The sequence below is a fragment of the Kitasatospora sp. NPDC001539 genome, assembly GCF_040298565.1.
GTDB lineage: Bacteria > Actinomycetota > Actinomycetes > Streptomycetales > Streptomycetaceae > Kitasatospora.
Genome location: NZ_JBEPAK010000002.1, coordinates 91,594 through 113,397, shown reverse-complemented (window position 1 = coordinate 113,397; position 21,804 = coordinate 91,594). Strand labels below are relative to the sequence as shown.

20 protein-coding genes are annotated in these 21,804 nt (G+C 71.4%); 9 read left to right on the top strand and 11 right to left on the bottom strand.

Annotated features, from left to right (window positions below):
• Positions 1-14: 14 nt before the first annotated feature.
• Entirely contained in the window at positions 15-569 is a 555-nt protein-coding gene (locus ABT247_RS01125) for a Uma2 family endonuclease (protein WP_350735938.1), read from the top strand.
• A gap of 30 nt (positions 570-599) precedes the next feature.
• Here the strand turns inward: ABT247_RS01125 and ABT247_RS01120 are convergent, their stop codons facing one another.
• The 8 genes from ABT247_RS01120 to ABT247_RS01085 all read right to left on the bottom strand — a co-directional run bounded on the left by ABT247_RS01120 (position 600) and on the right by ABT247_RS01085 (position 11,117).
• Positions 600-1,877, bottom strand: a complete 1,278-nt coding sequence (locus ABT247_RS01120; RefSeq protein WP_350735935.1) for a thymidine phosphorylase — start codon at positions 1,875-1,877, stop codon at positions 600-602.
• 113 nt (positions 1,878-1,990) lie between these two features.
• Complete coding sequence (locus ABT247_RS01115) at positions 1,991-2,392, bottom strand: cytidine deaminase (protein ID WP_350735932.1); 402 nt, start codon at positions 2,390-2,392, stop codon at positions 1,991-1,993.
• Positions 2,389-3,654 carry an ABC transporter permease gene (locus tag ABT247_RS01110; protein ID WP_350735929.1) on the bottom strand — a complete coding sequence of 422 codons (1,266 nt, stop codon included), beginning with the start codon at positions 3,652-3,654 and terminating at the stop codon, positions 2,389-2,391. Before ABT247_RS01110 ends, ABT247_RS01115 begins: the two co-directional genes overlap by 4 nt.
• Positions 3,651-4,805 carry an ABC transporter permease gene (locus tag ABT247_RS01105; protein ID WP_350735926.1) on the bottom strand — a complete coding sequence of 385 codons (1,155 nt, stop codon included), beginning with the start codon at positions 4,803-4,805 and terminating at the stop codon, positions 3,651-3,653. Before ABT247_RS01105 ends, ABT247_RS01110 begins: the two co-directional genes overlap by 4 nt.
• Before the next feature lie 3 nt (positions 4,806-4,808).
• The gene (locus ABT247_RS01100) at positions 4,809-6,416 is read right to left on the bottom strand and encodes an ABC transporter ATP-binding protein (RefSeq protein WP_502892357.1); all 1,608 of its coding nucleotides are present in this window, start codon (positions 6,414-6,416) and stop codon (positions 4,809-4,811) included.
• A gap of 294 nt (positions 6,417-6,710) precedes the next feature.
• The gene (locus ABT247_RS01095; RefSeq protein ID WP_350735923.1) at positions 6,711-7,766 is read right to left on the bottom strand and encodes a BMP family lipoprotein; all 1,056 of its coding nucleotides are present in this window, start codon (positions 7,764-7,766) and stop codon (positions 6,711-6,713) included.
• 256 nt (positions 7,767-8,022) lie between these two features.
• On the bottom strand, positions 8,023-9,276 hold the full coding sequence (locus ABT247_RS01090) for an amidohydrolase (protein WP_350735918.1): 1,254 nt from the start codon (positions 9,274-9,276) through the stop codon (positions 8,023-8,025).
• A 215-nt stretch (positions 9,277-9,491) separates the two neighbouring features.
• Complete coding sequence (locus ABT247_RS01085; protein WP_350735916.1) at positions 9,492-11,117, bottom strand: acyl-CoA mutase large subunit family protein; 1,626 nt, start codon at positions 11,115-11,117, stop codon at positions 9,492-9,494.
• Positions 11,118-11,242: 125 nt separating this feature from the next.
• On the opposite strand from ABT247_RS01085, the gene ABT247_RS01080 reads away from it, so the two are divergent.
• The 3 genes from ABT247_RS01080 to ABT247_RS01070 all read left to right on the top strand — a co-directional run bounded on the left by ABT247_RS01080 (position 11,243) and on the right by ABT247_RS01070 (position 14,546).
• A complete protein-coding gene (locus ABT247_RS01080; RefSeq protein WP_350735913.1) occupies positions 11,243-11,998 on the top strand; it encodes an SDR family oxidoreductase in 756 nt (251 codons plus the stop codon).
• Positions 11,999-12,098: 100 nt separating this feature from the next.
• Entirely contained in the window at positions 12,099-13,766 is a 1,668-nt protein-coding gene (locus tag ABT247_RS01075; RefSeq protein WP_350735910.1) for an alpha/beta hydrolase, read from the top strand.
• Between the two features lie 246 nt (positions 13,767-14,012).
• Positions 14,013-14,546: a 2-oxo-4-hydroxy-4-carboxy-5-ureidoimidazoline decarboxylase gene (locus tag ABT247_RS01070; RefSeq protein ID WP_502892359.1), complete on the top strand. Its 534-nt coding sequence runs from the start codon at positions 14,013-14,015 to the stop codon at positions 14,544-14,546.
• A gap of 7 nt (positions 14,547-14,553) precedes the next feature.
• Here ABT247_RS01070 and ABT247_RS01065 read toward each other — a convergent pair whose 3' ends face one another.
• A complete protein-coding gene (locus ABT247_RS01065) occupies positions 14,554-15,426 on the bottom strand; it encodes a hypothetical protein (protein ID WP_350735906.1) in 873 nt (290 codons plus the stop codon).
• 190 nt (positions 15,427-15,616) lie between these two features.
• Here ABT247_RS01065 and sdhC point away from each other — a divergent pair, with 190 nt between their 5' ends.
• From sdhC to ABT247_RS01045, 4 genes are read left to right on the top strand one after another with little or no spacing between them, the layout of a single operon-like run.
• Positions 15,617-15,997 carry a succinate dehydrogenase, cytochrome b556 subunit gene (gene sdhC, locus ABT247_RS01060; protein ID WP_033332398.1) on the top strand — a complete coding sequence of 127 codons (381 nt, stop codon included), beginning with the start codon at positions 15,617-15,619 and terminating at the stop codon, positions 15,995-15,997.
• An 8-nt stretch (positions 15,998-16,005) separates the two neighbouring features.
• Positions 16,006-16,497 carry a succinate dehydrogenase, hydrophobic membrane anchor protein gene (gene sdhD / locus ABT247_RS01055; protein ID WP_350735903.1) on the top strand — a complete coding sequence of 164 codons (492 nt, stop codon included), beginning with the start codon at positions 16,006-16,008 and terminating at the stop codon, positions 16,495-16,497.
• A 51-nt stretch (positions 16,498-16,548) separates the two neighbouring features.
• On the top strand, positions 16,549-18,291 hold the full coding sequence (gene sdhA, locus ABT247_RS01050) for a succinate dehydrogenase flavoprotein subunit (protein WP_350735900.1): 1,743 nt from the start codon (positions 16,549-16,551) through the stop codon (positions 18,289-18,291).
• Positions 18,291-19,064 carry a succinate dehydrogenase iron-sulfur subunit gene (locus ABT247_RS01045; protein WP_350735897.1) on the top strand — a complete coding sequence of 258 codons (774 nt, stop codon included), beginning with the start codon at positions 18,291-18,293 and terminating at the stop codon, positions 19,062-19,064. The genes sdhA and ABT247_RS01045 overlap by 1 nt, the downstream gene beginning before the upstream one ends.
• Positions 19,065-19,161: 97 nt before the next feature.
• On the opposite strand, the gene ABT247_RS01040 is transcribed toward ABT247_RS01045, so the two are convergent.
• Positions 19,162-19,419 (bottom strand): SCO4848 family membrane protein, encoded by a 258-nt coding sequence (locus ABT247_RS01040; RefSeq protein WP_350735894.1) that lies wholly within the window; start codon positions 19,417-19,419, stop codon positions 19,162-19,164.
• 141 nt (positions 19,420-19,560) lie between these two features.
• Between ABT247_RS01040 and ABT247_RS01035 the strand changes: the two genes are divergently transcribed.
• A complete protein-coding gene (locus ABT247_RS01035; RefSeq protein WP_350735890.1) occupies positions 19,561-20,772 on the top strand; it encodes a D-alanyl-D-alanine carboxypeptidase family protein in 1,212 nt (403 codons plus the stop codon).
• Positions 20,773-20,789: 17 nt separating this feature from the next.
• On the opposite strand, the gene ABT247_RS01030 is transcribed toward ABT247_RS01035, so the two are convergent.
• Entirely contained in the window at positions 20,790-21,749 is a 960-nt protein-coding gene (locus tag ABT247_RS01030) for a YihY/virulence factor BrkB family protein (RefSeq protein ID WP_350735887.1), read from the bottom strand.
• Positions 21,750-21,804: the final 55 nt, after the last annotated feature.

Sequence of the window (21,804 nt, the reverse complement as noted above, 5' to 3'; positions counted from 1 at the left end):
GATACACTCCGGATATGAGCATCGATCCTGCTGTGTACACCAGGCTGCTCGAGATCGCGGATCAGCTGCCGAGGGTGCCGGGGATAGGGAAGATCGAGATCGCCGACGGTCAGATCGTCATGATGATGTCGCCGGTGAAGCGCCACGAGCTCGCCGTCCTGCGCATCGCCCGACAGCTCAACGCCCAGCTGCCGTCCACTCACCCGGGTCACATCGCCTACCACGGCGCGGACCTGCAGGACGCCGGACTCGGTCAGCTGCGCAACCCGGATCTGATGGTCTTCCCCGAGGCGACCCTGGAGGGCGAGCAGCGAGCCGTTCTCCCGCACGAGGTGGTGCTCGTGGTGGAGGTCGTGTCCGCCTCCAATCCCGAGAACGACTACCGCAACAAGGTCCGCGACTACTCGGCCATGGGCATCCCGTTCTACCTGATCGTCGATCCCCGCACCGGCACCGGCGTCGTGCATTCCGAACCGGGCTACGAGTCCCGGGAGAAGTTCGTCTTCGGCGACAGGATCGCCGTCGGCCCCTGGACCATCGACACCAGCGGTCTGCTCACGTACGCCTGACCCGGCGTACGCGAGCAGACCTCGGGGCACTCAGGCGATGCGGTCCAGCACGATCGGGTTCGGGGTGAACTCCGTGCCAGCCGGGGAGACCCGGATGCCGTCCTTGAGCGCCTCGATGGCGTAGTCGTAGCGCTCCGGGGTGTCCGTGTGGAGGGTCAGCAGCGGCTGGCCGGCCACCACGGTGTCGCCCGGCTTGGCGTGCATCTCGACGCCGGCGCCGGCCTGCACCGGGTCCTCCTTGCGGGCGCGACCGGCGCCCAGGCGCCAGGCGCAGACACCGACGGCGTAGGCGTCCAGCTCGGTGAGGACGCCGGAGGCGGGGGCCGGGATGACGTGCTGCTCGCGGGCGACCGGGAGCGGTGCGTCGACGTCGCCGCCCTGGGCGGTGATCATGCGGCGCCAGTGGTCCATCGCGGAGCCGTCCCGCAGGGCGTCGGCCGGGTCCTTGCCGTGCACGCCGGCCGCGGCGAGCATCTCGCGGGCGAGCGCGAGGGTCAGCTCGACGACGTCCGCCGGGCCACCGCCCGCGAGCACCTCGACGGACTCCCGGACCTCCAGCGCGTTGCCCGCGGTGAGGCCGAGCGGGGTGGACATGTCGGTCAGCAGGGCGACGGTGTTGACGCCGGCGGTGGTGCCGAGGCCGACCATGGTGCGGGCGAGCTCGCGGGCGTCGTCCAGGTTCTTCATGAAGGCGCCCGAGCCGACCTTGACGTCCAGGACGAGTGCGCCGGTGCCCTCGGCGATCTTCTTGGACATGATCGAGGAGGCGATCAGCGGGATCGCCTCGACGGTGCCGGTGACGTCGCGCAGCGCGTAGAGCTTCTTGTCCGCGGGCGCGAGGCCGTCGCCGGCCGCGCAGATGACGGCGCCCGCGTCGCGCAGCACGTCCATCATCTCGTCGTTGGAGAGCAGGGCCCGCCAGCCCGGGATGGACTCCAGCTTGTCCAGGGTGCCGCCGGTGTGGCCGAGGCCGCGGCCGGACAGCTGCGGGACGGCCGCACCGCAGGCGGCGACCAGCGGGGCGAGCGGGAGCGTGATCTTGTCGCCGACGCCGCCGGTGGAGTGCTTGTCGCTGGTGGGCAGCGGCAGCGAGGAGAAGTCCATCCGGACGCCCGAGCGGATCATCGCCTCGGTCCAGCGGCTGATCTCCCGCGGCTTCATGCCGTTCAGCAGGATCGCCATGGCCAGCGCGGACATCTGCTCGTCGGCGACCTCGCCGCGGGTGTAGGCGTCGATGACCCAGTCGATCTGAGCGTCGCTCAGCTCTCCGCGGTCGCGCTTGGTCCTGATGACGGAGATGGCGTCCATGCGTGCTCCCAGTGGGGTTTCTAAAAGCGAAAAGCGTCAAAAGCGAAGAGTGCCGCGAGATGACCGGATTCCGGCCCACTCGCGACACTCTACGCGCGTAACAAGAATCGAGGCTAGAGCCGCTCCGGCCCGAACGCGTCGGGCAGGACCTCGCTCATCGGCTTCACGCCCGAGGCCAGCTCGATCAGCAGATCGGGGCCGCCGTGCTCGTACAGCAGCTGCCGGCAGCGCCCGCACGGCATCAGCAGCTCGCCCGCGCCGTCGACGCAGGTGAAGGCGACCAGCCGGCCGCCGCCCGAGGCGTGCAGCGCGGACACCAGCCCGCACTCGGCGCACAGGCCGAGCCCGTACGAGGCGTTCTCCACGTTGCAGCCGCTGACCACCCGGCCGTCGTCGACCAGCGCGGCAGCGCCGACCGGGAACCTGCTGTACGGGGCGTACGCGTGGCCCATGGCCTCGCGCGCCGCCTCGCGCAGCCGCTCCCAGTCGATCCCGTCGGGCGCGGGGGCGGTCACTTGCCCTGGCCCTTGCGGTAGATCTGGCCGTCCGCCTTGGGCATCCGCAGGCGTTGCGAGGCCAGCGAGAGCACCACCAGGGTGATCAGGTACGGCGTGGCGACGATCAGCGGACGCTGGACCTCGTCGGTCAGCGCGTACCAGGCACCCAGACCGCCGGCCACCACGAAGGAGATCACCGTCGCGGTGTACTTGCGGCGGTACAGCTGCCACAGGGCGAGCAGCGCCATGGCGATCGAGACCGTCAGGATCAGCACGTGGACCGACTCCGGGTCGCGCAGCTGGAGGCTGTCGGTGAAGCCGAACAGACCGGCGCCCATGGCGAGACCGCCGGGCATCCAGTTACCGAAGATCATCGCCGCGAGGCCGATGAAGCCGCGGCCCAAGGTCTGGCCGTCCTTGTAGAAGTGCGCGGCGACCAGCGAGAGGTACGCACCGCCGAGGCCCGCGAAGGCGCCGGAGGCGATGACCGCCAGGTACTTGTACTTGTAGACGTTGACGCCGAGCGACTCGGCCGCCGTCGGGTTCTCACCGCAGGAGCGCAGCCGCAGGCCGAACACCGTCCGCCAGAGCAGGAAGTAGCTGCCCACGATCAGCACCGCCGCCAGGACCACGACCACCGAGAGGTTGGTGACCAGACCGCCGAGCACGCCGGCGATGTCCGAGATCAGGAACCAGTGGTGGTTCTCGATGGTCTTCAGGCCCGAGGACAGCCCCGGAACGGTGATGTACGGCAGCGGATCCGCCGGCGGGGACTGGTTCGCACCGGCACCGGCCGAGATGTAGTCCTTGTAGTAGATCCGGTTGACGTACGCGCAGATCCCGGGGATCAGCAGGTTGATGCCGACGCCGGAGACGATGTGGTCGACGCCGAAGGTCACCGTGATGATCGCGTGCAGCAGACCGCCGAGCGCGCCGCCGAGCATGCCGGCCAGCAGGCCGACCCACGGGTTGACCAGGTAGCCGGCCCAGGCGCCGCAGAAGGTGCCGGCGACCATCATGCCTTCGAGGCCGATGTTGACCACACCGGCCCGCTCGGACCAGAGACCGCCCAGACCGGCCATGCCGATCGGCACGGCGGAGCCGAGCGCCGCGGTGACCTGCCCGGAGGAGGTCAGCGAGTGGTTGCCGGTCACCATGCCCACGGCGGCGAACAGCACCAGGGCGCCCGCGATCAGGAGCAGGACGACCGGCCAGGACAGCTTGCGCTTCTTCGCGGGCGCGCCCGGCGCCTTCGGACGAGCGGCAGTCGCCGTGCTCATGCCGACACCTCCTTCTTCTCAGTGGCCGCGAGCTGGGCGGCGAGCTGGGCGCCGACCTTCTGCTGCTGGCGCTTCAGGCCGTAGCGGCGCACGAGCTCGTACGCGACGACGACGCAGATGACGATGGTGCCCTGCATGACCGCGACGATCTCGAACGGGAACCCGCCCTTCAGCGGCAGCTGGGAGCCGGTGGCGTCCAGGAACGCGAACAGCAGCGCCGCGAAGGCCATGCCGATCGGGCTGTTGCGACCGAGCAGGGCGATCGAGATGCCCAGGAAGCCCAGGCCCGGCTGGAAGCTCTGCCCGTAGTAGTACGAGTTCTGCAGCAGCTCGGGCAGGCCGATCAGACCGGCGATCGCGCCGGAGACCACCATCGAGATGACGACCATGCGCTTGACGTTCACGCCGGACGCGGTCGCGGCGGACTCCGAGCGGCCGGTGGCCCGCAGGTCGAAGCCGAAGCGGGTGCGGGTCAGGGTGAACTGGAACAGCACACCCACCAGGACGGCGATGAAGAGGAAGCCCCAGAGGTCGCCACCCGCGGTGGGGATGGTGAAGAAGTGGCTGGACTCGGAGACCGGCTCGGTCTGGATCGAGTTGCTGGTGCCGCTCACCTTCGGCGCGAAGACGCCGGGGACGAGCAGCAGACCGACGATGGAGACCGCGATCGCGTTCAGCATGATGGTCGAGATGACCTCGCTGACACCGCGGTAGACCTTCAGCAGACCGGCGATGCTCGCGTAGAGGCCGCCGGCCAGCATGGCGGTGACCAGCAGCAGCGGGATCTGGATGATCGCCGGCAGGTCGACCTGGGCGCCGATGTACGCCGCGAACAGCGCCGCGACCTTGTACTGGCCCTCGACGCCGATGTTGAACAGGTTCATCCGGAACCCGAACGCGGCGGCCGCGGCGGCGAGGTAGTAGGTGGTGGCCCGATTGAGGATCAGCACCTGGCCGTCCGACTTGGTGGCGTACGTGATCATCACGTTCCACGCGTCGAACGGGTTCTTGCCCGAGGTCGCCAGCAGGACGGAGCAGATCGCGACGGACAGCACGACCGCGAGCACCGGCGCGGCCAGTGCGAGCACGATCCGCTCACCGCTGATCCGCTGCGCCAGGCTGGGCTTCGCGGCGGGGTTGGGACTGGTCATTGGTTACTCCCCCGCCTGCGGGTCGTCGGCGGTGTCGGACGGGTCGGTGCCCTCGGCGTCGGTGCCCTCGGCGTCGGCGTCCTCGGCCCCGGTGCCCTCGGCGAGGGTCGCGTGGAACTCCTCGACGGCCTCCGGGTCGGACTCGATGTGGCCGGCGGCGGCACCGGTCATCGCGGTGCCGAGGTCCTCGGCGGTGACGGTGGCCGGGTCGGCGTCGGCGACCAGACGGCCGCGGTAGATGACCCGGATGGTGTCGGAGAGGCCGATCAGCTCGTCCAGGTCGGCGGAGATCAGCAGGACGGCCAGGCCCTCGCGCTGCGCGGACCGGATGTGCTCCCAGATCTGCGCCTGCGCGCCGACGTCCACACCGCGGGTCGGGTGGGCGGCGATCAGCAGCTTGGGCTGGTGGCTCATCTCGCGGCCGATGATCAGCTTCTGCTGGTTGCCGCCGGAGAGCGAGGCCGCGGTGACCTCGATGCCGGGGGTGCGGACGTCGTACTCCTTGACGATCCGCCAGGTGTCCTCGCGCGCGGCGGTGGGCTTGAGCAGCGCACCGCTGGAGTTGGGCGCCTCGGTCACGTGGCCGAGGATGCGGTTCTCCCAGAGCGGGGCCTCCAGCAGCAGGCCGTGCCTGTGGCGGTCCTCGGGGATGTAGCCGATGCCGGCCTCGCGGCGGGCGCGGGTCAGCGTGCCGGAGAGGTCCTTGCCGTCCAGGGTGACGCTGCCGCCGTCCAGCGGCAGCATGCCCATGATGGCCTCGACCAGCTCGGCCTGGCCGTTGCCCTCGACACCGGCGATGCCGAGGATCTCGCCCTTGTGGATGCGCAGCGAGATGTCGTCCAGGACGACGCGCTCGATGCCCTCGGCGTCGGTCTTGGCGATCCGCAGGTTCTCGACCTTGAGCATCTCGGTCGTGGTGACGGTCGACTCGCGGCTCTCCGGGGAGGGCAGCTCGGCGCCGACCATCATCTCGGCGAGCTGCCGGGCGGTGACGGCCTTGGGGTCGGCGTCGCCGACCGTGGTGCCGCGCCGGATGACGCTGATCGCGTCGGCCACGGCGAGCACCTCGTGCAGCTTGTGCGAGATGAAGATGACGGTGACGCCCTCGGACTTGAGTTCGCGCAGGTTGTCGAACAGCGCGTCGACCTCCTGCGGGACCAGCACGGCCGTGGGCTCGTCGAGGATGAGGATCTTGGCGCCGCGGTACAGCACCTTGAGGATCTCGACGCGCTGGCGGTCGGCGACGCCGAGGTCCTCGACCAGGGCGTCCGGGCGCACGCCCAGCCCGTACTGGTCGGAGATCTCCTTGATCTTCGCCTTCGCCTTGGCGCCGATGCCGTGGAGCTTCTCGCCGCCGAGGACGACGTTCTCCAGCACCGTGAGGTTGTCGGCCAGCATGAAGTGCTGGTGCACCATGCCGATGCCGCGGGCGATGGCGTCGCCCGGGGTGTGGAACTCGCACTGCTCGCCGTTGATCGCGATGGTGCCCTCGTCCGGCTTCTGCATGCCGTAGAGGATCTTCATCAGCGTCGACTTGCCGGCGCCGTTCTCGCCCATCAGGGCGTGCACGGTGCCGGTGCGGACGGTGAGGTTGATGTCGTGGTTGGCCACGACACCGGGGAAGCGCTTGGTGATGCCGCGCAGTTCGACGGCCGGTGTCGCCGTCCCCGCGCTGGGGGTGCCGTCCTTGCGCAGGGGGACGGGGTCGGATGCGGTGATGGCGGTCTCCTGGTGGTCTGGAGGCGCGTCGTTGCGCTCGGAGGGCCAAGGGGGGATACGGGGGGACGAGACGGGGCCCGGGGGTACGCGTTGAGCGCACCCTGCCGGGCCCCTCCCGTGAACTGTGTCGATCATCGCGCCACCGGGCAGGCGGCAGGCGCTGGTCGCGTCCGAGACGCGCGGACCTTACTGGGCCGGCGCGGTCGGGATCGTGGTGGCGCCGCTCTTGATGGCGTCGGCGGCGGCCTTCAGCTTGTCCTGGATGTCGTCGATCTTGCCGCCGGTGGTGGCGAGCGAGACACCGTCGGCCTTCAGGTCGAAGAGCTTGATGCCGGTGAACGGCGAGCCCTTCTTGACCGAGTCGATGTACGCGTAGACCGCGTTGTCGACGTTCTTGACCATCGAGGTCATGATGCTGTTCTTGAACTTCGCCAGGGCCGGCTGGCTGGCCTGGTCGGAGTCGACGCCGATGGCGAGCTTGCCCGCGTTGGCGACGGCCTCGATGGCACCGTTGCCGGAGGAGCCGGCGGCGGAGTAGATGATGTCCGCGCCCTTGTCGAGCTGGCCCTGCGCGGCCTCCTTGCCCTTGTCGGGCGAGTTGAAGCCGGAGAAGTCCGGGGGCGTGGTGAGGTAGGTCGTCTCGATCTGGATGTTCGGGTCGACGGACTTGGCACCCGCCTTGTAACCGGCCTCGAACTTCTTGATCAGCTCGGACTGCACACCGCCGATGAAGCCGATGTGGTGGGCCTTCGACTTGTTCGCGGCGGCGACACCGGCCAGGTACGAACCCTCCTGCTCGGCGAAGAGCAGCGAGGTGACGTTCGCCGGCTGGTCCTTGTCGTTCGAGTCGATGATCGCGAACTTGACGTTCGGGTTGTCCTTGGCGACCTTGTTGACCGCCTGCTGGTAGACGAAACCGACCGCGACGATGGTCTTGTAGCCACCGTCGATCAGGTTCTTGAGGCGGGTCTCCTTGTCGGCCTCGGCCTCACCGGTCTTGGCCTCGGCCTCGGTGACGGAGACGCCCAGGTCGGCCTTGGCCTTGTCCAGACCGCGGGCGGCGGAGTCGTTGAAGGACTGGTCGCCACGGCCGCCGATGTCGTAGGCCATGCCGACCTTCAGACCGTCGGAGGAGCCGGAGGAGGCGTTGGTGTCAGTGCTCTTTGCGCCGCAAGCGGCGAGCGAGGCCATGCCCAGGGAACCCGAGAGCACAACCGCGGCGAGCTTCATTGAACGGCGCAAGGGAGTATCTCCTTCTCACACGCACCCGTTTAGCGTGGTCGGACGCCACCGTAACGCGCGTAGAACACGGTTGTGTTACGGGGTGCCGGAGCATTCGGGTTGTTATCAAACCGTGGTCTGAAGGTCCTCCCGAGGCTCCCTTCCCGTCGAACGGGCGGCGTCCGAGACTGGTTCGGCCCAGTTTACGGAACCGCCCCGGAACCCCGGCCGCCGACGACCCGGTCGCGCGCCGACCGCGTACTCCCTGCGGACGGGGTCAGTTCGGCTCGTCCTCCAGGGCCAGCGCGGCGAACAGTTCCACGCCGATGCCGATCGCCCGCTCGTCCACGTCGAAGCGGCCCTGGTGCAGGTCGCGGACGGTGGGGTCGCCGGGGGCGCGGACGCCCAGCCGGGCCAGCGCGCCCGGGGCGTGCTCCAGGTACCAGGAGAAGTCCTCACCGCCGAGGCTCTGCTCGGTGCCCTCCACCACCTGGGCGCCGCCCTGCCCGAAGCGGGCGGTCATCATCGCGTCCAGCCGGGCGACCGACAAGGCCTCGTTGACCACCGGCGGGACCCCGCGGTGGTAGTCCAGCGTCCACTTGGCCCGGTAGGTCTCGGCGAGCTTGGCGATCAGCTCGTGCAGCAGGTCCGGCGCCTCGCGCCAGCCGTCCAGCTCCAGGCAGCGGACGGTGCCCTCCAGTTCGGCGTGCTGCGGGATGACGTTGGGCGCGGAACCGGAGGCGATCCGGCCCCAGACCAGGCTGACGCCCCAGCGCGGGTCCATCCGGCGGGCCAGGGCGCCCGGCAGGTCGGCGGCCATCCGGGCGATCGCGGTCACCAGGTCGGTGGTCAGGTGCGGGCGGGCGGTGTGCCCGCCGGGCCCGTCCAGGTGCAGCACCAGGCGGTCGCAGGCCGAGGTGATCGCCCCGGTGCGCAGGGCGATCCGTCCGACCTCCACCTTGGGATCGCAGTGCACCGCGAAGATCCGGCCGACACCGTCCATCCCGCCGGCCTTGACGACGTCCAGCGCTCCGCCCGGCATGACCTCCTCGGCGGGCTGGAACACCAGCCGGACCGGGCGGCGCAGCTCGCCGGTGCGGGCGGCCTCGGCCAGCACCAGCCCGGTGCCGAGCACCACCGCGGTGTGCACGTCGTGCCCGCAGGCGTGGGCCCGGCCGGGGACGGTCGAGCGGTAGGGGACGTCGGTCTTGGCGTCGTCGATCGGCAGCGCGTCGATGTCCGCGCGGAAGGCCAGGAACTCGGTGCCCGGGGCCGTGCCGGCCGGGACGATGTCCACCAGCAGGCCGGTGCCCCCGGGCAGCACCCGGGGCTCCAGGCCCGCGGCCGTCAGCCGGTCGCGCAGCAGGTTGGTGGTGCGGAACTCCTGGCGGCCCAGCTCCGGGTGCCGGTGCAGATCACGACGGAAGGCGACCAGCTCGGGCTCCAGGCCCCTGACCCGGCCCCGCAGGTCGGCGGCGGGGCGTGCAGCGGCGAGGGTGGCGCCCGGCTGGGCGGGATCAGGACGGTTCATCTCCCCAAGCGTAGGCCCGTTGGGGGGATTTGGCCCGGCTTCCGGAAAATTAGTCCCCGGATGGGTGCATACCGGTCGGACAGGTGGGTATGACATCTCGTTTCAGCCGCCTTCTCCGGGTTGCTTGCCCTGTGCAACGATCACCCCGGCCGGTGGTCACGCCCACCGTCGGGTTGACGGTTCACCCGGTGGTTGACGCCCGTTCAGACGTCCGTTCAGAACCGCTCCACCGGTGCGTACGTCCCCCACACCCCGCGCAGCGCGTCGCAGACCTCGCCGACGGTGGCCCGGGCGGCCAGCGCCTCCTTCATCGGGTACAGCACGTTCTCCGGTCCCTCCGCCGTGCGGCGCAGCGCGTCCAGCGCCCGGGTCACGGCGGTCGCGGAGCGGTCCGCCCGCAGCCGTGCCAGCCGCTCGGCCTGCTGCCGCTCGATCGCCGGGTCCACCCGCAGCGGCTGGTACGGCTCCTCCTCGTCCAGCCGGAAGCGGTTGACGCCGACCACCGTCCGCTCGCCGGAGTCGGTCTCCTGCTGGAGGCGGTAGGCGGTGCGCTCGATCTCGTCCTTCTGGAAGCCCTGCTCGATGGCCGCCACCGCCCCGCCCCGCTCCTCGACCCGGGCCATCAGGGCCAGCGCGGCGGCCTCCACCCGGTCGGTCAGCGACTCGACCGCGTAGGAGCCGGCGAAGGGGTCGACGGTGGCGGTGACGTCGGTCTCGTGGGCGAGCACCTGCTGGGTGCGCAGGGCCAGCCTGGCGGCCTTCTCGGTGGGCAGGGCGATCGCCTCGTCGAAGCTGTTGGTGTGCAGGGACTGGGTGCCGCCGAGCACCGCCGCGAGCGCCTGCACCGAGACCCGGACCAGGTTCACCTCCGGCTGCTGGGCGGTGAGCTGCACCCCCGCGGTCTGGGTGTGGAAGCGCAGCATCTGCGAGCGCGGATCCTGCGCGCCGAACTCCTCGCGCATGATCCGGGCCCAGATCCGACGGGCGGCGCGGAACTTGGCCACCTCCTCCAGCAGCGTGGTGCGGGCCACGAAGAAGAAGGAGAGCCGGGGGGCGAAGTCGTCCACGGCCATCCCGGCGGCGAGCGCGGTGCGCACGTAGGCGATGCCGTTGGCCAGGGTGAAGGCGATCTCCTGCGCCGGGTCGGCCCCGGCCTCGGCCATGTGGTAGCCGGAGATGGAGATGGTGTTCCAGCGCGGGATCTCGGCCCGGCAGTAGCGGAACACGTCCGCGACCAGCCGCAGTGAGGGCTGCGGCGGGAAGATGTAGGTGCCGCGGGCGATGTACTCCTTCAGCACGTCGTTCTGCACGGTGCCGGTGAGCGCGGACGGCGCCACCCCCTGGGCCTCGCCGACCAGCTGGTAGAGCAGCAGGAGCAGGGCGGCGGGCGCGTTGATGGTCATCGAGGTGGACACGGCGTCCAGCGGGATGCCGTCGAGGAGCACCGCCATGTCCTCGACGCTGTCCACCGCCACGCCCACCTTGCCGACCTCGCCGGCGGCGAGCGGAGCGTCCGAGTCGTAGCCCATCTGGGTCGGCAGGTCGAAGGCGACCGAGAGGCCGGTGCCGCCGCCCGCGATCAGCTGCCGGTAGCGGGCGTTGGACTCGGCGGCGGTGCCGAAGCCCGCGTACTGGCGCATCGTCCACGGCCGGCCGGTGTACATCGTCGGGTACACGCCCCGGGTGTACGGGTACTCCCCCGGGCGCCCCAGCCGGGTGTCCGGGTCCCAGTCGGCCAGCGCCTCCGGGCCGTACAGCGGTTCGATCGGGAAGCCCGATTCCGACCGGCGGGCTGGAGCCGGAGAGCGGGCTGGTTCGGCGGAACGCGGCTCGGACGCCATGGTCCCTCCACGGGATCGGCGGGGCACTGGTCGGTCCTCGAAATCTAGAGCGTGACCGGGCGGCGGAGGCGCAGACGCGGTTGAGATGATCGGGTGAACGACCGATGAGCCCCCAGGGAGTGGCAATGACCGAGCAGAAGGTGGCCGTGGTCACCGGTGCCAGCAGCGGAATCGGCGCGGCGACCGCCCGCCGGCTGGCCGCCGAGGGCTTCGAGGTGGTGCTGACCGCCCGCCGGACGGAGCGGATCGAGGCGCTCGCCAAGGAGATCGGCGACCGCGGCGGCGCGGCGCGGGCGGTCACGCTGGACGTCACCGACCGGGCCGCCGTGGACGCCTTCGCGGCCGGGGTCGGCCGGGTGGACGTCCTGGTGAACAACGCCGGCGGGGCGCTCGGCGCCGAGAGCGTCGAGCACGGCGACCCGGCCGACTGGCGGGCGATGTACGAGGTGAACGTGCTGGGCGTGCTGCACATGACCCAGGCGCTGCTGCCCGCCCTGCGCGCCACCGGCGACGGCACGGTGCTGGTGCTCTCCTCGACCGCCGCGCTGGCCGCGTACGAGGGCGGCGGCGGGTACGTCGCCGCCAAGCACGCCGCGCACACCATCGCGGCCACGCTGCGGCTGGAGCTGTGCGGGGAGCCGATCCGGGTGATCGAGATCGCCCCCGGGATGGTGAAGTCCGAGGGCTTCGCCGTCACCCGCTTCCGCGGCGACGAGGAGAAGGCCGCCGCCGTGTACGCGGGCGTGGCCGAACCGCTGACCTCCGAGGACATCGCGGACACCGTGGCGTGGACGGTCACCCGGCCCTCGCACGTGAACGTCGACCTGCTGGTGGTCCGCCCCCGGGCGCAGGCCGCCAACCACAAGGTCCACCGCGGCTGACCGGGACGCACCGGCAGCCGGGCACCAGGCAACCCGGTGGCCCGGCGGCCCGGCGGGGGTCAAGATCGAACACGTCGTCCCGGGGTGGTACACACGTGCGATGAAGACCTTCCGGGCCGCCCGGCCACGCGTCCTGCTGACCGCGCTGGCGGCAGGCACCCTGCTGCTCGCCTCCGCCTGCGACGACTCCGCCAAGCCGGCCCAGGACCGGGCCGCCGGCAGCACCGCCGGCGCGGCTGCCACTGCCGGCGCGGCTGCCGGCAGCGGCCGGCCGGCAGAGGCGAGCTCCGGGCCGCGCGGCGAGGCCGACCCGGCGCTGAAGCCCTTCTACGGCCAGAAGATCGACTGGACCGCGTGCCCGGCCGACCCCAAGGCCGCGGAGGCCGGGGTCGACCTCGCCGGGATGAGGTGCGGCAAGTTGCACGTCCCGCTCGACTACACCGCCCCCGGCGCCGACGCGATCGACCTCGCGCTGATCAAGTACCCGGCCGGCAAGCAGGACCAGCGCATCGGCTCGCTGATGGTCAACCCCGGCGGCCCCGGCGCCTCCGGCGTCGAGATGGTCGAGTACGGCGCCAAGGACTTCGCCGGCGCCCTGCACGACCGCTTCGACGCGATCGGCTTCGACCCGCGCGGCACCGGTGACAGCTCGCCCGTGCGCTGCCTGGACGACAAGCAGCGCGACGCCCAGAACCAGGTGGACGCCCCGCTCGACCCGGACGCCCGCCGGGCCGCCGAGGAGAAGCAGAACGCCGAGTACATCGCCGCCTGCCAGGTCAGGTCCGGCAAGCTGCTGCCCTTCGTCGGCACCCGCAACACCGCCCGCGACCTGGACGTGCTGCGCGCGGCCGTGGGGGACGCGAAGCTCCACTACCTGGGCGTCTCGTACGGCACGTACCTGGGCTCGCTGTACGCCGAGGAGTTCCCGCAGAACACCGGCCGGCTGGTCCTGGACGGCGCCGTCGACCCGGCCGCCGACGACCTGGACTCCGTCGTCCGGCAGCGGATCGGCTTCGAGACCTCCTTCGAGCACTTCGCCGCCGACTGCGTCGAGAACCACGCCGACGAGTGCCCGCTCGGCAAGGACAAGGACCAGGCGGCCAAGCGGGCCGCCGACTTCCTGGACGGCCTGATCGACCACCCGCTGCCCACCAAGGACGGCCGCAAGGTCGGCCGCGACCTCGCCTGGAACGGCGTCACCGCCGCGCTCTACGGCGACCAGAACCAGGACTGGAAGTACCTGCGGGTGGGCCTCGGGATGGCGATGACCATGAAGCGCGGCGACATCCTGCTCGCCTTCTCCGACAGCTACCTGGAGCGCGACGAGAACGGCCACTACTCCCCGATGGAGTCGGCCCACACCGCGATCGGCTGCGCCGACGGCTCCGCCCCGGCGCCCTCGCCCGAACGCGCCCGGGCGGCCGTGCAGGAGCTCCAGGAGAAGGCCCCGCTGCTGACCAGGGGCGTCAGCACCGAGGACTTCACCGACGCGGCCTGCCAGGGCTGGCCGTACCGGTCCCCCGAGAAGCCGCACACCGTCCGGGCCGAGGGGGCCGCGCCGATCCTGGTGATCGGCACCACCAACGACCCGGCCACCCCGTACGCCGCGGCCGAGTCCCTGGCCAAGGGCTTCGCCAAGGCCACCCTGCTGACCCGGGTGGGCGAGGGCCACGGTGCCTTCGGCAAGGGCAACACCTGCGTGGACCGGGCACTGGAGGCCTACCTGACCGAGGGCACGATGCCCGCCGAGGGCACCCGCTGCTCCTGACCCCGCGGCCGCCGACCGGCGGAGGCGGAAGGGGAGGGCGATGACCGGAAAGTGTCAACGTCACAACTTGATAGCTCGTCCGAGTGAATTCCGCGCGCGCCCTCCCCAACTGATGACGGCTCAACTACCTTTGAGACGCAGCCTGCCGACGCCGCGCGCCCCCGCAGGCCCCGCACTCCACCCGCCGCACCACCCACTCCACCGGCACCTTCCCGCCCTCACGAGGAGGACCCGCTGGCCAGCGACATCCCGCCACAGCGGCCCGACGTCAGCGCCGAGCCGACCCTCCTCGGCCTGCACCGCTTCAACGAGGCCGACGCCGGCGCCGCCGAGGAGGCCCTGCTCGCGTGCTGCGGCAGCCACCGCTGGGCACTGCGGCTCACCGCGCACCGGCCGTACCCCGACATAGAGTCCCTGCTGGCCGCCGCCAGTGAGGCCTCCTACGACCTGCGCCCGGCCGACCTGACCGAGGCGCTGGCGGACGAGAGCTGGATGCCGCAGCCGCTGCTCGGCATGCGGGCGCCCGGCAGCCAGGCGGCGCATACCGCGCTGCGCGCCGCGCACGCCGCGTACGAGGCCCGGTTCGGCCACGTGTTCGTGGTCTGCCTGGACGGCGTCGAACCGGAGGAGATGCTCGACACCGTGCTCTCCTCGATCCGCACCCGGCTGGCCAACGACCCGGACGAGGAGCGGCTGATCGCGGCGGACGAACTCCGCCGGATCGCCCTGACCCGGCTGGAGCACCTGGTCGCCACCCACTCGGAGGCCGGGGCCCGCTGAGCCCCGGCTACTCCGGGCCCGCCTGCGCGGCGCGCAGCTTGGCCACCTGCCGCCGGACGACCCGCTCGTCCGGCGGGCCGGCCGGTTCGGCGGCGACCCCGAGGGTGGTGAACACCGCGAGCGCCGGCCCGACCCGGACGAGCACGGCCCGCCGGGCCGGCACCGCCGTACCCGATTCATTCGTGAGGGTGAATCCGATCGCCGAGCCGGCTCCCTCGGGCGTGGGCGTGTCCTCCCTGTTCAGCCGGTGCCTGGTACGGACCGGCACCCTCTCCCCCGCCCGCTCGGCCGGCGGCGCCGGGACGGCGGAGGTGAAGGCGGCGCAGCGGCCGAACAGCTGCTCCAGTTCCGCCTGCAGTGCGGCCGCCCCGCCGGCCGGGTAGCCGAGCAGCCCGCCGTGCACCTCGGCCTTCGGATCGGCGGACCAGGCCACGCTCAGCTCGGTCTCCGCGTACGGGTGACCGGATCCCGGCGAGGGCGAGGCCGCCGTCCCCGCTCCCGGCGCGCCCGCCTGGCCAGGTTCCGCGCCCGTCGGAACGGCCGGGCCGACCGCGTCCAGCAGCGGCTGGCAGGCGGCGACGTCCGCGGTCTCCAAGCCGGCGGCCGCCCCGGCGCCGCCGCGACCGGGGGCGATCAGCGTCACCGTGTACCCCGGCCCGAGGTCGGTGCCGACCACCGCGGCGGCCCGCAGCTCGGCCGCGGACAGCTCCCGGCCGGCCGCCCGCGCGGTCCCCGGGGCCGCCGACCGTGGTGCAGCCCGCGGCGAACAGCAGCAGACCGACCAGGACGGCGCGCGGACGGGCGGGGCGGAGCGGCACGGGCGCCTCGGCGGGGTGTCGGCGGACGGGAGTTCGCCACCGCAGCGCAGCCGTACGGTCACCCAGAGCCACCGAACGGCGTCCGGTTCCCGCGCGGCTAGGCCAGAAGTGCCTGATTGATCACACCTGGGGGCCCCGGAGGCGGTTACCGAGAACGCGTCGATAGGATGCTCGCGGCCGGTGGACCGACCCGGCCGGGCTGACCGACACCGAAGCCGGCCGAGCCCCCAATCGCTTCCGGAGGGTTTTTCCGTGCCGGCTGGAACGCTGTACCGCGGCCGGGAAGGCATGTGGAGCTGGGTGGCTCATCGAGTCACCGGCGTCCTCATCTTCTTCTTCCTGTTCGCCCACGTCCTGGACACCGCCCTGGTGCGAGTGTCGCCGGAGTCCTACGACACCGTCATCCAGACGTACAAGACTCCCCTCGTGAACCTGATGGAGTACGGCCTGGTGGCCGCCATCCTGTTCCACGCCCTCAACGGCCTGCGCGTCGTGGCCGTGGACTTCTGGTCCAAGGGCCCGAAGTACCAGAAGCAGATGCTCTGGACCGTGGTCGGAGTCTGGGTCGTCCTGATGGCCGGCTCGTTCTACGGGATCCTGCAGCACACGCTGATCTCCTGGTTCGGGAAGTGAGCTGAGACATGTCCACGGAAATCTCGGACGCCGTCGTCGTCCCGTCCAAGCACGCGCACACCGGCAAGGGCCTCGGCACCGGCAACCCGGCCGACGCCTTCGTCATCGAGCCGCCGCGCAAGCGGACCGCGCGGACGCCGCGCCGCACCCGCACCAACTTCGAGATGCTGGCCTGGCTCTTCATGCGCCTGTCCGGTGTCGTCCTGGTCGTGCTGATCCTCGGCCACCTGCTGATCATGCTGGTCCTCGACGGAGGCGTCTCCAAGATCGGCTTCGCCTTCGTGGCCGGCCGCTGGGCCTCGCCGTTCTGGCAGGGCTGGGACCTCCTGATGCTCTGGCTCGCCATGCTGCACGGCGCCAACGGCATGCGTCAGGTCATCAACGACTACGCCGAGAAGGACTCGACCCGGCTCTGGCTCAAGGGGCTCATGGGTACCGCCACGGTCTTCACCGTGCTGCTCGGCACCCTGGTGATCTTCACCTTCGACCCCAACATCTGAGCCGCGAGCACCATCGACCATCGGCAGAGGCCAGAGGCGAGTTAACCCCCCATGCAGATTCACCAGTACGACACCGTCATCGTCGGCGCCGGCGGCGCCGGCATGCGCGCGGCCATCGAGGCCACGCAGCGCAGCCGCACCGCCGTCCTGACCAAGCTCTACCCCACCCGGTCCCACACCGGCGCGGCCCAGGGCGGCATGTGCGCCGCCCTCGCCAACGTCGAGGAGGACAACTGGGAGTGGCACACCTTCGACACGGTCAAGGGTGGTGACTACCTGGTCGACCAGGACGCCGCCGAGATCATGTGCAAGGAGGCCATCGACGCCGTCCTCGACCTGGAGAAGATGGGTCTGCCCTTCTCCCGCACCGAGCAGGGCCGGATCGACCAGCGCCGCTTCGGCGGTCACTCCCGCAACCACGGCGAGGCCCCGGTCCGCCGCTCGTGCTACGCGGCCGACCGCACCGGCCACATGATCCTCCAGACGCTGTTCCAGAACTGCGTCAAGCACGGCGTCGAGTTCTTCAACGAGTACTACGTCCTCGACCTGCTGCTCAACGAGGGCAAGACGGCCGGCGTCGTCGCCTACGAGCTGGCCACCGGCGAGATCCACGTCTTCCAGGCCAAGTCGGTCGTGTTCGCCTCCGGCGGCACCGGCAAGATGTTCAAGGTCTCCTCGAACGCCCACACCCTCACCGGTGACGGCCAGGCGGTGGCCTACCGCCGCGGCCTGCCGCTGGAGGACATGGAGTTCTTCCAGTTCCACCCGACGGGCATCTGGCGCATGGGCATCCTGCTCACCGAGGGCGCCCGCGGCGAGGGCGGCATCCTGCGCAACAAGGACGGCGAGCGCTTCATGGAGCGCTACGCCCCGGTCATGAAGGACCTCGCGTCCCGTGACGTCTGCTCCCGCGCGATCTACACCGAGATCCGCGAGGGCCGCGGCTGCGGTCCGGACGGCGACCACGTCTACCTGGACCTGACCCACCTGCCGCCGGAGCAGCTGGACGCCAAGCTCCCGGACATCACCGAGTTCGCGCGCACCTACCTCGGCATCGAGCCCTACACGGACCCGATCCCGATCCAGCCCACCGCGCACTACGCCATGGGCGGCATCCCGACCAACGTCGAGGGTGAGGTCCTGCGCAACAACACGGAGGTCGTCCCGGGCCTGTACGCGGCCGGCGAGGTCGCCTGCGTGTCCGTCCACGGCGCCAACCGCCTGGGCACCAACTCGCTGCTGGACATCAACGTGTTCGGCCGTCGCGCGGGCATCGCCGCCGCCGACTACGCCAACGCGAACGACTTCGTGCCGCTGCCGGAGAACCCGGAGGCGCTCGTCCAGGACATGGTCGAGAAGCTGCGCGAGTCCACCGGCACCGAGTCCGTGGGGCAGATCCGCAAGGAGCTGCAGGAGACCATGGACGCCAACGCGATGGTGTACCGCACCGGCGCCACCCTGAAGCAGGCGGTCGAGGACATCGCCGCCCTCAAGGAGCGCTTCAAGAACGTCTCGATCCAGGACAAGGGCTACCGCTACAACACGGACCTCCTGGAGGCCATCGAGCTGGGCAACCTGCTCGACCTGGCCGAGGTGCTGGCCGTCTCCGCGCTCGCCCGCGAGGAGTCCCGCGGCGGTCACTACCGCGAGGACTTCCCGACCCGTGACGACGTGAAGTTCATGCAGCACACCATGGCGTACCAGGAGGTCGCCGCCGACGGCACCACCTCCATCCGCCTCGACTACAAGCCGGTCGTCACGACCCGCTACCAGCCGATGGAGCGTAAGTACTGATGAGCACTCCGACCGTGGAGAAGCACTCGGCCGCTCTGGACGCGGCCGAGGCCGGTGGCGTCCAGCTGATCACCGTCACCTTCCGGATCCGCCGGTTCAACCCGGAGGAGCACCCGGAGCCGGTGTGGGTCGACTACCAGCTGACGATGGACCCGAAGGAGCGCGTCCTGGACGCGCTCAACAAGATCAAGTGGGAGCAGGACGGCACCCTCACCTACCGCCGTTCCTGCGCGCACGGCATCTGCGGCTCCGACGCCATGCGGATCAACGGCCGCAACCGGCTGGCGTGCAAGACCCTGATCAAGGACGTCAACCCGGAGAAGCCGATCACGATCGAGGCCATCAAGGGCCTGACGGTCCTCAAGGACCTGGTCGTGGACATGGACCCGTTCTTCCAGGCGTACAAGGACGTCATGCCGTTCCTCATCACCAAGGGGAACGAGCCGACCCGCGAGCGCCTGCAGTCCGCCGAGGACCGCGAGCGCTTCGACGACACCACCAAGTGCATCCTGTGCGCCGCGTGCACGTCGTCCTGCCCGGTGTTCTGGAACGACGGCCAGTACTTCGGCCCGGCCGCCATCGTCAACGCGCACCGCTTCATCTTCGACTCGCGCGACGAGGGCGCCGAGCAGCGCCTGGAGATCCTCAACGACCGTGAGGGCGTGTGGCGTTGCCGCACCACCTTCAACTGCTCCGAGGCCTGCCCGCGCGGCATCGAGGTCACCAAGGCGATCCAGGAAGTCAAGCGGGCGCTGGTCACCCGCCGCTTCTGACCCCCGCCTGACAGCACGAAGGCCCCGCCCCGGTCACCCGGGCGGGGCCTTCGTGCTGCCGGGCCCCGCCAGGGGGCCCGCCGCGGCGGCGGGGCTCTCAGTCGGTGGCCGGGGTGCGGCGGGTGGCGCGGAGGCCGCGCACGCCGATGGTGCCGACGGCGATGCCGAGGGCGAAGGAGGTGACGGCGAGCAGCAGGTGCACCCAGAAGAAGGCGGTGGGCCGGGAGTGGTCGCCGTTCACGAAGGCCTGGCCCCCGGAGTCCTTCCAGAGGTTCTTGACGAAGGTGGTCCAGATGATGACCGACCAGACGCCGAAGGCGGTCAGGAACCAGGAGGTACGGCGGCTGAGCTTCATGGGGTGGTCCTCGGCGGGGGTGTGAAGGCGGTGTGCCTCCCCAGTATGCGCGGCCGCCGATCGGCGTACGGCGGGCCCCTCCCGGGGACGACCCGCCCGGAGTGGCGAGCGGCCGGCGCCCGTAGTGGGTACGGTCAGCTGGTGCCAACTCCCCGTCACACGATCACTCGGCTGTGCGCCGCGGCCACCGCGGCCCTCCCGGTCCTGCTCGCCGCCCCGGCGGCGGTCGCGACCCCGCAGGCGCCGCCGCCGTCGACCGCGGTCGGCGGCGAGCGGCTGGGGCTCCCCGGGGTCCAGGTCAATCCGCTGCCGGGCGCCCCGGCACTGCCGACGGACCTCACCGGCCAGTCCTGGATAGTCTCCGACGCCTCGTCGGGGGAGGTGCTCGCGGCCTACAACCCGCACCTCAAGCTGCCGCCGGCCAGCACCCTGAAGATCCTCTTCGCCGACACCGTGCTGCCCAAGTTCGACCGCAACGCGGTGCACAAGGTGGCGGACGAGGAGATCCAGAACATCGGACCCGGCAGCAGCCTGGTCGGCATCAAGGAGGACCTGGAGTACCGGGTCGAGGACCTGTGGCGCGGCGTGTTCCTGAGCTCCGGCAACGACGCCGTGCACGTCCTGTCGCACATGAACGGCGGCATCCAGCGGACCGTCGCCGAGATGCAGGCCCGCGCCGACGCGCTCCAGGCGAAGGACACCAAGGTGATCTCCCCGGACGGCTACGACATGGACGGCCAGGTCTCCTCGGCGTACGACCTGTCCCTGTTCGCCCGGGCCGGGCTGCGCAACGCGGACTTCCGGGCGTACTGCGCGACCCGGGACGCGATGTTCCCCGGCGCCGTGGACAAGAACACCGGCCGGCGGGGCAGCTTCGGGATCGCCAACACCGACCGGCTGCTGGGCAAGTACCCCGGCCTGATCGGGGTCAAGAACGGCACCACCACCAACGCCGGTTCGACCTTCGTCGGCGCCGCCGAGCGCGACGGACGCACGCTCCTGGTGACCGTCATGCACCCGGCCAGCTACCAGAAGGTCTACGACGAGACGGCCGAGCTGCTGGACTGGGGCTTCGCCGCCGCCGCCAAGGTCAAGCCGGTCGGCAGGCTGGTCGACGAGCGACCGGCCGGCGGTGCCCAGCCCACCGACCCGGCCGACGGCGCCGCCGGCACCCCGGCCCCGCCGCCGCACCCCTCCCCCACCGCGGACCGGCCCACCGCGGCGGCTCCGGCCGGGGACGGCGGGCGCGGCTGGGCGATGCCGGCCGCCCTGGGCGTCGCGGCCGCCGTGGCCGTGGTCACGGCGGGGGCCGTCGTGGTCCTGCGGCGCCGAGCGGGCCGCGGCGGGGCCTGAGCCGCGGCGGCCCGGCCTCATCCGCGGGGCCGGGCCGCCTTCGCCGTCTCCGCCGCTTCCGACGCCTCCGCCGCCGCCGACGCGTCGGCCGCCGCCAGCAGCGCCCGGCCGTGCGCCCTGGTCCGCTCCCGGGCGGCCTCCGGGTCGGCCGTCGCCGTCCAGGCCACGCAGTACATCAACAGCCGGCAGACGAAGTTGATCCACAGCAGCAGGGCCACCGGCGTGGCGAAGGCCCCGTACAGGCTCCGCCCGGCCACCGAGCCGAGGTAGGAGGCGAGCAGCAGCTTCAGCAGCTCGAAGCCGACCGCGCCGATCAGCGCACCGACCAGCAGGTCCCGGCGTCGCTGGCCGGTGATCCCGGGGAAGGGCGCCAGCAGGTAGGCGAAGAGCAGGGTGTCGCACCCTATGGCGATCAGCACGCCCACCCCGGTGAGCAGGTAGCCGCTGCCGAGGCCGATCTCGCCGGCGATCCGCCCGGCGAGCGTCGTCCCCGCGGCGGAGGCGGCCATAGAGAACAGCGACACCAGGCCGAGGCCGGCGAGCACCGCGACGTCCCAGGCCTTGCGCAGCACCGGGTTGGCCTCCTCCTCGGGCAGCTGCCAGAGGTCCCGGATCGAGGTGCGCATGGTGTCCACCCAGCCGAGGCCGGAGATCAGCAGCAGCGCCCCGCCGACCAGCCCGACCGTGCCCGCGTTGGCGACCAGCGACGGCAGGTCGAGCGCGTCCGAGATGCCCGGCAGCTGGTCGGAGATGCGCTTCTGCAGGTCGTTCACCTGGCTGCCGCTGAGCGTCGCCACGGCGACCGCCAGGCCCACCGTCAGCAGCGGGAAGAGCGCCAGGAAGCCGAAGAAGGTGACGGCGCCGGCCAGCCGGTTGCCGCGGGCGGCGGTGAAGTACTCGTACACCCGGTACGGGCGGCTGCGCAGCACCCGGGCCACCAGCGGGCCGACGACCGGAAGGCGGGTCAGGAAGTCCACCCGACCGGTTATACCGGTCCGTCCCCCGAACGGCCGTCAGGCACGGCCTCCGGGC

Excerpts from the sequence above, each read along its gene's own strand:
- ABT247_RS01125 (WP_350735938.1), top strand. The coding sequence starts at position 15 with ATGAGCATCGATCCTGCTGTGTACACCAGGCTGCTCGAGATCGCGGAT.
- ABT247_RS01120 (WP_350735935.1), bottom strand. The coding sequence starts at position 1,877 with ATGGACGCCATCTCCGTCATCAGGACCAAGCGCGACCGCGGAGAGCTG.
- ABT247_RS01110 (WP_350735929.1), bottom strand. The coding sequence starts at position 3,654 with ATGAGCACGGCGACTGCCGCTCGTCCGAAGGCGCCGGGCGCGCCCGCG.
- ABT247_RS01105 (WP_350735926.1), bottom strand. The coding sequence starts at position 4,805 with ATGACCAGTCCCAACCCCGCCGCGAAGCCCAGCCTGGCGCAGCGGATC.
- ABT247_RS01090 (WP_350735918.1), bottom strand. The coding sequence starts at position 9,276 with ATGAACCGTCCTGATCCCGCCCAGCCGGGCGCCACCCTCGCCGCTGCA.
- ABT247_RS01085 (WP_350735916.1), bottom strand. The coding sequence starts at position 11,117 with ATGGCGTCCGAGCCGCGTTCCGCCGAACCAGCCCGCTCTCCGGCTCCA.
- ABT247_RS01080 (WP_350735913.1), top strand. The coding sequence starts at position 11,243 with ATGACCGAGCAGAAGGTGGCCGTGGTCACCGGTGCCAGCAGCGGAATC.
- ABT247_RS01075 (WP_350735910.1), top strand. The coding sequence starts at position 12,099 with ATGAAGACCTTCCGGGCCGCCCGGCCACGCGTCCTGCTGACCGCGCTG.
- sdhD (WP_350735903.1), top strand. The coding sequence starts at position 16,006 with ATGTCCACGGAAATCTCGGACGCCGTCGTCGTCCCGTCCAAGCACGCG.
- sdhA (WP_350735900.1), top strand. The coding sequence starts at position 16,549 with ATGCAGATTCACCAGTACGACACCGTCATCGTCGGCGCCGGCGGCGCC.
- ABT247_RS01045 (WP_350735897.1), top strand. The coding sequence starts at position 18,291 with ATGAGCACTCCGACCGTGGAGAAGCACTCGGCCGCTCTGGACGCGGCC.
- ABT247_RS01040 (WP_350735894.1), bottom strand. The coding sequence starts at position 19,419 with ATGAAGCTCAGCCGCCGTACCTCCTGGTTCCTGACCGCCTTCGGCGTC.